11 protein-coding genes are annotated in these 11787 nt (G+C 68.2%); 2 read left to right on the top strand and 9 right to left on the bottom strand.

The annotated features are described in order from the left end of the window. Positions 1-65: 65 nt before the first annotated feature. Entirely contained in the window at positions 66-1427 is a 1362-nt protein-coding gene (locus N0K08_RS11780; RefSeq protein WP_261500547.1) for an AmpG family muropeptide MFS transporter, read from the bottom strand. 140 nt (positions 1428-1567) lie between these two features. Here N0K08_RS11780 and N0K08_RS11775 point away from each other — a divergent pair, with 140 nt between their 5' ends. Beyond that, on the top strand, positions 1568-2464 hold the full coding sequence (locus tag N0K08_RS11775) for a M48 family metallopeptidase (protein WP_261500546.1): 897 nt from the start codon (positions 1568-1570) through the stop codon (positions 2462-2464). Positions 2465-2511: 47 nt separating this feature from the next. Here the strand turns inward: N0K08_RS11775 and N0K08_RS11770 are convergent, their stop codons facing one another. The 4 genes from N0K08_RS11770 to azu form a co-directional block, all read right to left on the bottom strand. Further along, positions 2512-3150 (bottom strand): MBL fold metallo-hydrolase, encoded by a 639-nt coding sequence (locus N0K08_RS11770; RefSeq protein WP_261500545.1) that lies wholly within the window; start codon positions 3148-3150, stop codon positions 2512-2514. Between the two features lie 62 nt (positions 3151-3212). After that, positions 3213-4670, bottom strand: a complete 1458-nt coding sequence (locus N0K08_RS11765; RefSeq protein ID WP_261500544.1) for a metal-dependent hydrolase family protein — start codon at positions 4668-4670, stop codon at positions 3213-3215. A gap of 80 nt (positions 4671-4750) precedes the next feature. Beyond that, on the bottom strand, positions 4751-5131 hold the full coding sequence (locus N0K08_RS11760; RefSeq protein ID WP_261500543.1) for a hypothetical protein: 381 nt from the start codon (positions 5129-5131) through the stop codon (positions 4751-4753). Positions 5132-5383: 252 nt separating this feature from the next. Beyond that, positions 5384-5833 (bottom strand): azurin, encoded by a 450-nt coding sequence (gene azu / locus N0K08_RS11755; RefSeq protein WP_261500542.1) that lies wholly within the window; start codon positions 5831-5833, stop codon positions 5384-5386. Positions 5834-6208: 375 nt separating this feature from the next. Here azu and N0K08_RS11750 point away from each other — a divergent pair, with 375 nt between their 5' ends. Further along, on the top strand, positions 6209-7603 hold the full coding sequence (locus tag N0K08_RS11750) for an SGNH/GDSL hydrolase family protein (protein ID WP_261500541.1): 1395 nt from the start codon (positions 6209-6211) through the stop codon (positions 7601-7603). Positions 7604-7619: 16 nt separating this feature from the next. Here the strand turns inward: N0K08_RS11750 and N0K08_RS11745 are convergent, their stop codons facing one another. From N0K08_RS11745 to N0K08_RS11730, 4 genes are all read right to left on the bottom strand, one after another. Then, complete coding sequence (locus N0K08_RS11745) at positions 7620-8897, bottom strand: aspartate aminotransferase family protein (RefSeq protein ID WP_261500540.1); 1278 nt, start codon at positions 8895-8897, stop codon at positions 7620-7622. Further along, complete coding sequence (locus N0K08_RS11740) at positions 8890-9990, bottom strand: phosphotransferase (RefSeq protein WP_261500885.1); 1101 nt, start codon at positions 9988-9990, stop codon at positions 8890-8892. Before N0K08_RS11740 ends, N0K08_RS11745 begins: the two co-directional genes overlap by 8 nt. Further along, positions 9990-11018 (bottom strand): histone deacetylase family protein, encoded by a 1029-nt coding sequence (locus N0K08_RS11735; RefSeq protein ID WP_261500539.1) that lies wholly within the window; start codon positions 11016-11018, stop codon positions 9990-9992. Before N0K08_RS11735 ends, N0K08_RS11740 begins: the two co-directional genes overlap by 1 nt. A 73-nt stretch (positions 11019-11091) precedes the next feature. Beyond that, complete coding sequence (locus N0K08_RS11730) at positions 11092-11784, bottom strand: GntR family transcriptional regulator (RefSeq protein WP_261500538.1); 693 nt, start codon at positions 11782-11784, stop codon at positions 11092-11094. Positions 11785-11787 lie beyond the last annotated feature (3 nt).

Here is an 11787-nt window from a genome sequence, read left to right as displayed (position 1 = left end):
TGATGGTGGCTTCGGGCTGTCTCGCCCGCTTGAAGCCTGGGTAAAGCTGGGGTAAACCAATGCGTTCAATCGTGTGCCTGCAGCTTGACCTTGGAGGCGGCCCAGACCAGCAGCAGCACGGGCAGGCCCAGCATGGCCGTGGCAATGAAGAAGCTGGCGTAGCCGTGGGCATCCACGTAGACGCCGGAGAAGCCCGCGATCCATTTGGGCGCGAGCAGCATCATGGAGCTGAACAGCGCGTACTGGGTGGCGGAATACTGCACATTGGTCAGCGCCGAGAGGTAGGCGATGAAGGCCGCGGAAGCGATGCCACCGGCCAGGTTGTCGGCCGAAACCACCAGCACCAGGCCGGTGAGATCGTGGCCGCGCGTGGCCAGCAGCGCAAACAGCAGATTGCTCGCGGCCGACAGCACGGCGCCCAGCATCAGCACCCGCATCACGCCCCAGCGCATGGACATGGCGCCGCCGAGAAACGCACCGGCCAGGGTCATGACCACGCCGAAGACCTTGGTCACGGCCGCGACTTCGTCCTTGGTAAAGCCCATGTCCACATAGAAAGGGTTGGCCATGATGCCCATCACCACATCGCTGATGCGGTAGACGGCGATCAGCGCCAGGATCAACACGGCCTGCCAGCGGTAGCGGCGGATGAAATCGGCAAAGGGGTCGACCACGGCGTGGCGCAACCACTCGGCCGCATTGCGCGCGGCCGGCAGGGCGCGGGGAGCGGGTTCACGCGACAGCAGCACCGTGAGCACGCCCAGCAGCATGCTGGCCGCCATGGCGCAGTAAGCCACCTGCCAGGCGTTGTGCAGGTAGCCGGTCGCGTCGCCCTGGGTGCGCGCGGCAATCCACAGCACGCCCGCGCCGGCCCAGATCATGGCCAGGCGGTAGCCCGTCTGGTAGGTGGCGGCGAGCGCGGCCTGGCGGTCGGCGTCGGCCGATTCGATGCGAAAGGCGTCGAGCGCGATGTCCTGCGTGGCCGAGCCAAAGGCCACGGCCAGTGCGCACCAGACGATGGGCCGCAGGCTGGTCAGCGGATCGTTGAACGCCATGCCGACCAGTCCGGCCATGACCAGCAGCTGCGACAGCAGCAGCCAGCTGCGCCGCCGCCCCAGCCAGCGCGTGAGCAGCGGCAGCGGCAGGTGGTCGACCAGGGGCGACCACAGCCACTTGAAGGCATAGACCAGGCCGACCCAGCTCAGATAACCGATGGTGGCGCGGTCTATGCCGGCTTCGCGCAGCCAGAACGACAGCGTGCCCAGCACCAGCAGCAGCGGCAGTCCGGCCGAAAACCCCAAGGCCAGCATGCGCCAGCTGGCCGGCTCGCGGTAGACGCGCCAGGTGTCACGCCAGCTGCGGCGCGGGGGCGTGTCTTTGGCGGCAGACGGGGCGGATACGGCTTGGGAAGAGGAGATGTGGGTCATTTGAAAGAGGGCAGGCTGCCGGGCCATTATCCGCATGCGACGCATCGGTCCCAGCGATCTTTCCCGGTGTCTTGGGTCGGCGGGGGGGATGGCAACCATGTTCCATGGCAGGAGTGCGCAGAACGGCTAGACTTTTGCGCATGCAGCACACCGATCTTCCCCTCATTCCTTCTGAAAATGCGGGCACCTGCCTGCATTGCCGCAGTGCCGGCGCGGGCGCCTGGCAGGCGCGACGGGCGTTCCTGCGCCTGGGGACGGCGGCCGTGCTGGCCACCGGCGGGGCCTCGGCGCTGGCCCAGGTCAACGTGGGCGGCGGTTCGCGCCTGCGCCAGCTGGTGCCGGCGCAGACGCTGGAAGAGGCGGCCGCCGAGCAATACCAGCAATTGCTGGCCAAGGCCAAGGCCCAGGGCGCGCTGGCCCAGCCCGGCAATCCACAGCTCAGGCGCCTGCACGCCATTGCCCAGCGGCTGATTCCGCACGCCGCCCAGTGGAACGAGCGCGCGCGCTCCTGGCGCTGGGAAGTCAATCTGATCGGCAGCAAGGAAATCAATGCTTTCTGCATGCCCGGCGGCAAGATCGCTTTCTACACCGGCATCCTCGACCAGCTGCAGCTCACGGACGATGAAGCCGCCATGATCATGGGCCACGAAATGGCCCATGCGCTGCGCGAACATTCGCGCGAGCAGCTCGCCAAGAGCCAGGCCACCAACCTGGGCCTGTCGCTGGGCGCGCAATTGCTGGGCCTGGGCGATCTGGGCAATATGGCCGTGAAGATGGGCGCGCAGCTGCTGACGCTGCAGTTCAGCCGCTCCGACGAAAGCGATGCCGACCTGGTGGGCCTGGAACTGGCCGCACGCGCGGGCTACAACCCCCAGGCCGCCGTGAGCCTGTGGCAGAAGATGGGCCGCGCCACCGGCGGCGGCGGCCAGGGCCTGGCCTTCCTATCGACCCATCCCAGCGGCCCGGAGCGGATCCGCGAGCTGGAACGCAACGTGCCCAAGGTCGAGGGCTTGTACCGGCAGGCTGGAGGGCGATAAGCGCCTCTTTGCCCCGTTCATCCTGAGCTTGTCGAAGGAGGGTCTGTTCAGGTCCCGCCCACGTAGGGGTTGCTCAGGCGCTCGCGCCCCAGCGTGCTTTCCGGCCCGTGGCCGGGAATGAACACCGTGCTGCCGCCCATGGGCCACAGGCGCTCGGTGATGCTGGCGATCAGCTGTTCGTGATTGCCCTGGGGGAAGTCGGTGCGGCCAATGCTGCCGGCAAAGATCACGTCACCGACAAACACCCGCCCGATCTGCGGCGCGTGGAACACCACATGGCCGGGCGTGTGGCCCGGGCAGTGGCGCACCTGCAGCGTTTCCTGGCCGATCTGCACCGTGTCGCCGTCGTGCAGCCAGCGCGTGGGCGTGAAGGTCTGCGCGGGCGGAAAGCCGAACATGGCGCTTTGCTGCGGCAGGCCGTCGATCCAGAACTGGTCGCCTTCGTGCGGGCCGATGATGGGCAGGTCCAGCTGCTGCGCCAGCTCGCCCGTGCCGCCGGCATGGTCGATGTGCGCATGGGTCAGCCAGATGGCCTTCAGCGTCAGGCCCAGGCGCTCGATGGCGGCCAGGATGCGCGGCAGATCGCCACCGGGATCGATCACGGCGGCATCGCGGCTTTCGTCGCACCAGACCAGCGAGCAGTTCTGCTGGAAGGCGGTGACGGGGATGGTGAGGTATTCAAGCATGGGGCAGCGAGAGAGGAAGCGAGGAATAAAGTGCCAGAGTGTGCTTCATTCCTGGACACGGCTTACAGCGTGTTCTTGTGAATCTTGCCGTCTTTCATGATCAGGTGCAAATTCCGCTCGGGATCGGCCAGGAAGTCGAGGTTGGCCGCGGGGTTGCCGTCGGCGATCAGCAGGTCGGCCCAGGCGCCGGGAACAATACGCCCCAGCACGCCGGGATAGGGGCTGCGCTCGCCCGACAGCGCCAGCAGTTCCCCATTGGTGCCCGTGGCCTGGCCCAGCAGCGTCAGCGGGTCGTAAAAGCGCGTCAGCTTCGCCAACTGCCGGCCCTGGGTGGCGGTGTTGCGGGGATTGAACAGGATGTCCGTGCCCCAGCCGGTCTTGATGCCGTATTTCTGCGCCAGGGCGTAGGCTTTTTCTGTGCCTTCGGCCACTCTTTTCTGGTTGGCGCGTTGCCCGGGATCGGCGTAGACATTGCTGTCCTCATCCTGCAGGAACGGCTGCAGGCTCCACCACACGCCTTCGTCGCGCATCATGCGCACGCTGGCCTCGTCGGCCAGTTGTCCGTGCTCTATGCATTTCACGCCGGCACGGATGGCCCGCTGTATGCCCTTGGGCGTGTAGACATGCGTCATGACGTAGGTGTTCCAGTCGCTGGCCGCCTCCACGCCGGCCCGCAGCTCGCGCTCGGTGAATTGCGTGCTGTCCAGCGGGTCATACAGCGAAGCCACGCCGCCGCCGGCGAGCATCTTGACCTGCGAGGCGCCGAGCATCAGCTGCTCGCGCACGCGGCGCAGCACTTCGGCCTCGCCATCGGCAATCATCGCCACGCCCAGGCTTTCGGTCAGGCTCAGCGGCCCGTTGGGCGCGCGGGGGATGTCGCTGCGCAGGCGGAAGTCGCCATGGCCCGAAGTCTGTGAAATCATGGCCCCGCTGGGGAAGATGCGGGGTCCGGGGACCAGCCCTTCGTCGATCGCGCGTTTGAGCGCAAAGGCCGGGCCGCCGGCGTCGCGCACCGAAGTGAAGCCGCGCATCAGGGTGCGCTGTGCCTCCTGTGCCGCCACCAGGTAGAGGTAGCCCAGGTCGGCGGAGACGGCGGAAAGCTGCGAGATCGCCGCCAGCATGGTGTGCCAGTGCGTGTCGATCAGGCCGGGCAGGGCCAGCTTGCCCTGGCAGTCGATGACCTGAGCGCCTTCCACCGTGGCTTGCGCGGGCAGCAGGTCGGCAATGCGCTTGCCTTGGACCAGGACTTGCACGCCTTCGCGCACGGCCTTGCCCGAACCGTCAAACAGCCGAAGATTGCGCAGTAGCAGGGGGCGCTGGGCATCGGGCGCGGACGGTGCCGCCACCGCGGGCAGGGCAAACGGGGTCAGCATGGCCGTCACGCCCCCCAGGAAGCGGCGGCGCGTGAGGTCGTCCATCACCCGCTGGTGCAGGCGCTGGCACATGGCGCTGCTGCAGGCACAGGCCTTGGCGCGTATGGGCCCCAGGCGCCATGGAAAGGAATTGGACGAAGAAGCCATGAAGACATCCTGGTTGGCAGAGCGTGACGGGCACAGGGCCGACGCCGCGACGTGCGGCGGCCGCGGGGCTTCTGAGGGGTTTATTCCAGGCCGCTGATCTTCCAGCTGCCGTCGGCCTGCTGGCAGAACCACAGCTTCCACTGGTGCGCCGTGCGGCTCTGGCTGACCTGGGCAGACAGCAGGCGGCACTGTCCGGCGGACTGGGTTTCGACCTTGGCGCCGGGATTGAGCAGCACCTTGACCGGGAACTTGCCTGGCCGCGCGGTGCTGCTCCATTCGGCCACCGTGCCCGCCGGGCCTTCGTTCAGGGTCTGGCCCACAAAGGACTTGAAGCTGGGCACATCCTGTGCCGGGATGTGGAGCAGTGCCGACTGGTTCAGCCGCGCCAGGGGCAGGGCGTGGACAGCGAACGGCAGCAGCAGGGCAGTGCAGGCTGCGAGGCGAAGAAGGGCTTTTTGCATGGTAAACACAGTGTTACATGAAAGCCGATTTTTCGTAAATCGCACTAAGGGCGTGCGCTTTGTTGTCTTCAGTGGCGCCCATGAAAAAGCCTCCGCTGCTTTCGCAGGGGAGGCTTTGGGTGCAACTGGGGGGCTATGCCCCCCAGCGCGGCTACGCGCAGCGAGCCAGCGTGGGGGCCATGTTTTGCCGCCGGGCCGCCCCAAGGCAAAACGCGCCCCCTTGGGGGGCAGCGAACCAGCGTGGGGGCTATGTTACGCGCCCAGCTTCAGCGCACCCTTCATGATGCCGGCGTGGCCGGGGAAGGAGCAGAAGAAGCTGTAGTCGGTGCCGGCGGCGATCTTGGCGACAGGAATCTCGATGGTGGTGCTTTCGCCGCCGCCGATGACCTTGGTGTGGGCGATCACGCGGGCATCGTCCTTCTTCACGAAGTCAGAGGCCGCGCCGGCCTTCATGCCGTCGGCATTGACGGCCGTCATGTCGGCAGCCGTGGTCACGACCAGGTTGTGGCCCATGGCGGTCTTGGGCATCTTGCCCACATGTTTCAAGGTCACGCTGAAGCTCTTGCAGGCCTTGGGTACGGTGATGCTCTTGGTGTTGAACTGCATCATGTCGTTGGCTTCGACCGTGGTGGCGCAGTCGGCGGCAAAAGCCGGAGCTGCAGCGGTGGCGCAAAAAGCCAAGGTAGCGAGAAGTTTCTTCATGATCCCAATCCTTTTAGAAAGTCGATGTCCAGGCGCCGCACCGCTGCGTGGATCGCAGTCCAAGGCACGAACCTAGTACAAACCCTAGTGTAGACACAAGTGAAGTGTCGGACCCACTCTGCCAGAAAAAAGCATGGCGCAAGTGGCGTCTCTCGCTGGCCGCCCCCATCGCGCCGGCCGGAGCCACTTCTTTCGGCGCCATGCTCCAGCCAAGCTTGACAGAGTCAGTAACGAAATAGAACTTTAGTTACAGTGGCGCAAGGCCGTGTTGATGCATGTCATCAAGCAACACCTCTGCGCTTTCCTGGCACCGTGCCACGGCGACGTGGGATCGCGGCTTTCCGGTGTACCGCCCATCCAGAAAACGGAGATTCCATGCGTCATGTTTTCCTGCCAGTCTTGCTGGCCGCGGCCTTGTTGAGTGCCTGCAATGGCGATGACAATTCGCCAGCGCCGGTCCCGGTGCCACCGGTGGAACCCGCCCCCAAGCCCCACTTCAGCGCCCAGATTTCATTTGGCGACAGCTTGTCGGATGTCGGGACCTATGCGGTCGGCGCGCTCAAGGCCCTGGGCGGCGGAAAGTTCACCATCAATGGCGACAACACGCGGCTCAATCCCGCATTCACCGGCCTGACCTGGATCGAAGTCATGGCGGCCCGGCTGGGCCTGCCTGCGCCCTGCGCGGCGCAGACCGGCCTGGACGGTAATGCCGCCCAGGGCTTTTCGGTGCGGGTGCAAAACCACGCCGGCTGCTTTGGCTACGGCCAGGGCGGCTCCCGCGTCACCCATCCGGTCGGACCGAACAACAAGCTGACCGGCAGCGCGCTGGGCGCCTTGACCGTGCCGGTGAAGACGCAGATTGCCAACCACCTGGCGCAGTCGGGTGGAAAGTTCAAGCCAGACGATCTGGTCCTGGTGATGGCGGGCGGCAATGACATGCTGTTCCAGCTGGGTGCGCTGCAGGCCGGGGCCACGGCGGCGGGTCAGGCCGCGGGTGCCAGGCAATATTTCGACAGTCTGGTCCCCTTGCTGGCGTCCGGGGCCATCGCCCCGAGCACCGCGGCGGTGGCGATCTTCTCGGCGGTGAGCGCCGAGCTCGCCAGGCCGGGGAGCTCGCAAGCGAGCGCGACCATCGCAGCCGTAGGGGCTGCGGCCGGTCAGCCCGGCAATGCGGCGGTGGCTAGCATGGCCGTATACGGCCCCATGGTGGCGGCCGCTCAGGCCGATGCCGCGACGGCCGGGGCCGCCGCGGGCAACAAGTACGCCGCGGACCAGGGGCCGAATCTCGTGACCGCGCTGACCCTGGCGGGCGCCGAACTGGCCACGCTGGTGAAAAGCCAGGTGCTTGCCAACGGCGCCCGGTATGTCGTGGTCAACAACCTGCCGGACGTTGCGCAGACCCCGGCCGGCCGCTCCAAGCCCGCGGAGACACAGGCCTTGATGGCCGCCATGGCCCAGGCCTTCAACGCGCAGCTGAGCAGCGCCCTGTCGGCCGAGACCGACGTGTTGCTGGTGGACGTGTATGCCTTGACCCAGCAAGCCGCGACGAACCCCAGCGCGTTCGGCTTGACCAATGTGACCGAGACGGCCTGCGACCTGAGCTCCGTGAAGAATCCCCTGCTCAGTTCGCTGGCCTGCAATGGCACGAATCTGAAAGCGGGCGATGTCAGCCGCTATGCCTATGCCGACGACGTGCATCCGACGCCGTATTTCTACGCGCAGCTGGCCACCCAGGTGGAGGAAAGAATGGTGCAGCAGGGCTGGCGCTAGGCCCCGCAGCCGGCCATTACTGCGCAATGGCCGTCAGCACCTCGTCCAGCCGCTGCACCAGCAGGTCGGCATGCTCCCGTGTGAACACCAGCGGCGGCCGGATCTTGAGGATGTTGGCGTGCTCGCCCGTGGCGCTGAGCAGCACCTGCCGTGCGCGCAGGCCGTTGACCACGCGCGCGGCCTGGGCCGTTGCCGGAGTGCGCGCCGCGCGGTCGGTGACCAGCTCCACACCCAGGAACAGGCCGGCGCCGCGCACTTCGCCCACCAGCGCATGGCGCGGGGCCAGCGCCGCCAGGCGCTCGCGCAGGTAGGTGCCGACTTCCAGGGCGTTGCGCTGCAGGTCCTGCTGCTCGATCACGTCCAGCACGGCCGAGGCCGCGGCCATGGAGACGGGGTTGCCGCCGAACGTGTTGAAGTAGCGACAGGCCTTGCCGAAGGCCTGCATGACTTCGGGCTTCACGGCCAGGCCGGCGACCGGGTGGCCGTTGCCCATGGGCTTGCCCATGGTCACGATGTCGGGCACCACGCCGTGGCGCTGAAAGCCCCAGAAAGTCTCGCCCGTGCGGCCGAAGCCGGGCTGCACTTCGTCGGCGATGAAGACGCCGCCGGCCGCGTGGATGGCCTCCACGGCCTCGCGCAGCAGGCCCGCCGGTCCCGTGAATACGCCGTCGCTGGAGAACACCGTGTCGACCATCAGCGCGGCCGGCGCGATGCCGTGGGCGCGCAGGTCGGCAATCGCGGCGCGCACGCCCTCGGCGAAGCGGTGGCCGGCGCCGGCATCGCCGCCGCTGGGCGCATCCACCAGGCGCACATGCGCGCCCAGCTGCACGAACTGGCCCAGCGAAGGCGAGGCGCAGGCGATGGCCGAAGTCACGCCGTGGTAGGCGAAGCGCGTGACGATCAGGCCGGCGCCGCCGGTATGGGCCGTGGCGATGCGCATGGCCAGGTCGTTGGCTTCGCTGCCGGTACAGGTGAACGTGGCATGGCCCAGTTCGGGGGGCATGGTGGCCAGCAGGCGCTCGGCATAGTCGAGGATGCCGTCGTGCAGATAGCGGGTATGCGTGTTCAGCGTGGCGGCCTGGCGCGCGATGGCCTCGACCACCTGCGGGTGGGCATGGCCCACGCAGACCACGTTGTTGTAGGCGTCGAGGTAGGGCTGGCCGGCCGCGTCATACAGCCACACGCCTTCGCCGCGCACGGGCTGGAAGGGCTGCTCGTAGAACAGACGGTAGGCCGGGCCCAGAAGGCGTGCGCGGCGCGCGAGCATTTCGGCGGTGGGGGTGGATTCAGGCATGGAGTGGCTCCGGGGTGGACAGGCGGCAGGCCGCGTGGATGGCCGACTGCACCTGCTCGGGCGTCAGCGCGGCGCAGGCCGCGAGCCGGGCCCAGGAAACGGCGTTGTTGCGCAGCAAATAGGGGGCGTTGTCAGGTTCGCGCGCGGCGCGCCAGCCGCTGATGGCGACCACCATGGACAGCCGCGCGCGCACCAGGTCCAGCAGCAGGGCCGTCTCGGCCGCCTGCAGCGGCGAGACCGCGTGGTAGGCCGCGGCGAACGCAGCGATCGAGGCCAGCGCATCGCTGCTCTCGTCGATCTGGTAGGACGCGGCCACGGCCAGATCGTTGACCAGCGGCCCCTGCACCATGTCGCCGAAGTCCAGGATGCCGGCGACGCACTCGGTCGCCGCCGGGTCGACCAGCAGGTTGTAGAGGTTGAAGTCGTTGTGTATGGGCTGGCGGCGCAGCGTCGCCAATCGGGGCTTGGCGCGCTGCTCGAAACCGTCGAGCGCGGCCTCGGCCAGCGCGCGCCGCGCCGGGTCGGTCACATGCACCAGCAGGGGACGCACGCGGTCGGCGCGCTGGATGTCCCAGGGCAGTTCGCGCGCGCCGGCGGGGTGCTGGAGGCCGGCCAGCGCCATGTCCAGCCGCGCCAGCATGCGGGCCACGTTCAGGCGCTGCGCGGACGAGCGCGGCGCCTGCGGCATGGGCAGGCCTTCGATGTAGCTGAACACGCGGGCCACGCGCGTGCGGCCCGCGGCGTCCTGGATCCGCACCGAGGCCGCGCCCTGGCGGTCGGGCAGCAGGCGCTGCACCGGCAGGTCCGGGTCGGTGGCGGCCAGGTGCAGCAGGGCCTGGGTCTGGAAATCGGCGACCAGCGGGTCCTCGTCCGGGTGCGAGAGCTTGAGCATGCAGCGCGCGCCGCCGCCCGCGGGCGCCAGCAGAAAGTTCGCGTCGCGCTCGCCGCTCAGCGGCTGCAGCTGGCCGGTCAGTCCGTAGTGCTGGCGCAGCAGGTCGGCGGCCTCATCGGGCTGCACGGGCGCCGGGGGTGCGCTCAGTACCGCGGCTTCGGGCAGGGCCGCGCGGATGGCGGCGTCCAGGTCGTGGGCCATCATGCGGCTTTCTCGAAACCGCCCAGGGCGCTGGCCAGGTTCGGTCCCAGGTCTTCCGACAGATAGCCGCCTTCCTGCACCAGCACGGTGGGCAGGCCCAGGCGGGCGATTTCGCCGAGGATGCGCGCGAAGCCCGCAGTGCTGACGGCCAGCGCCTGGTAGGGGTCGTTCTCGTGCGCGTCCAGGCCCATGGCCACGACCAGCGCGCCGGGCGCGAAGGCGCGGATGGTGGCCAGGGCCGTGGCCAGCGCCGCCAGAAAGCCCTCGTCCTGCGTGCCGCGCGCCAGCGGCAGGTTCAGGTTGTAGCCCAGGCCTTCGCCTTCGCCGATCTCGTGTGCATGGCCGGTGAAGAAAGGCGTGCAGAAATGCGGGTCGCCGTGCAGCGAGATCGTCAGCACGTCCTTGCGGCGCCAGAAGATGCCTTGCGTGCCGTTGCCGTGGTGCACGTCGATGTCCAGGATGGCCACGCGGTCGTGCTTCTGGCGCAGATGCTGGGCCGCGATGGCGGCGTTGTTCAGGTAGGTGAAGCCGTTGGCGCGGTCGGCATAGGCATGGTGGCCCGGCGGGCGGCACAGCGCATAGGCCGCGCGCTCGCCCTCCAGCACCAGTTGCGCGGCGTGCGTGGCCACATGGGCCGACCAGGTGACGGCCTGCCAGGTGTGGCGGCCGATGGAGCAGGCCATGTCACCCATGTGGTAGCCCGCCTGGCCGACCAGGCTGTCGGGGTAGGTGAAGGGCTGGCCCGGGAAGGGGTGCACGTTGGGAATGACTTCCTCGGACGCGCCGTCGAGCTGCTGCCAGCGCTCCCAGACCGTTTCCAGAAAGCGCAGGTACTGCGGCGTGTGAATGGCCGCGCGCGGACCCGGGCCGTGGTCATCGGGCGCCACGATGCTGTGGCCCTGCTGGCGGGCGGCGTTGAGCAGCAGCGTGCCGCGCTCAGGCTGCTCGTTGCTGCGTTTCATGCGCCCGCGCACGATGAAGTGCTGGGGGTCATGGCCGGTGTGCTGGTCGCTGTAGATGACTTTCATGGGGGGGCGCTCGGGTTCGGTGGGAAGGGTCGACGGTCGAGTGGATGGGGATTTGCGCGGCGCGCGGCCGGGCTCAGTTCTTCGAGAACAGGCCGCAGGCGTGGGCCTTGGCGTCTTCCAGGTGGAAGCGCAGCGCCTGCTGCACGGCGTCCACGTCGCGCCGCGCCATGGCGTGGGCGATGGGGCGATGCGTTTCGGCCAGGGCCTTGAGGTCGCCGTGGGTGCCTTCGCTGAGCGCGAGGAACATGCGCACTTCGGTCTGCAGGTTGTCGAAGAGACGGTGCAGGTAGTGGTTGCCCGACAGCGCGCTGATGGTGAAGTGGAAGTCCAGGTCCAGCGCCACGCGCTCCTGGGAGGTCAGCGTCTCGGCGCGCGCCACCATGTCGTCCACGCGTGCATCGAGCTGGGCCAGTTCGGCGTCGCTGGCGTGCTGGCAGGCCAGCGCGGCGCCCAGCAGTTCGAGCTGGGTGCGGACTTCGTACAGGTCGTTGACCTGCTTGTGCGAGACGGTGCGCACCGTGAAGCCGTGGCGCGGGCGCGAGACCAGCAGGCCCAGGCTTTCCAGACGGCGCGCGGCTTCGCGCACGGGAGCGCGGCTCACGCCCATCTGCCGGGCCAGTTCGGCTTCGATGATGCGGCCGCCGGGGGCGATGCGGCCCGACAGGATGGCTTCTTGCAGTTGCGCCTCGACCACGCCGACCAGGTCGGGGACCTGGATCGACGTGAAGGCGGAGACAGGCGCGGATTCGGTCCGGCGGGATGTCATGGT

The organism is Acidovorax bellezanensis (assembly GCF_025421555.1).
GTDB lineage: Bacteria > Pseudomonadota > Gammaproteobacteria > Burkholderiales > Burkholderiaceae_C > Comamonas > Comamonas bellezanensis.
Note: the sequence above shows the minus strand (reverse complement) of the source record. Positions and strands in the feature narration are given on the sequence as shown.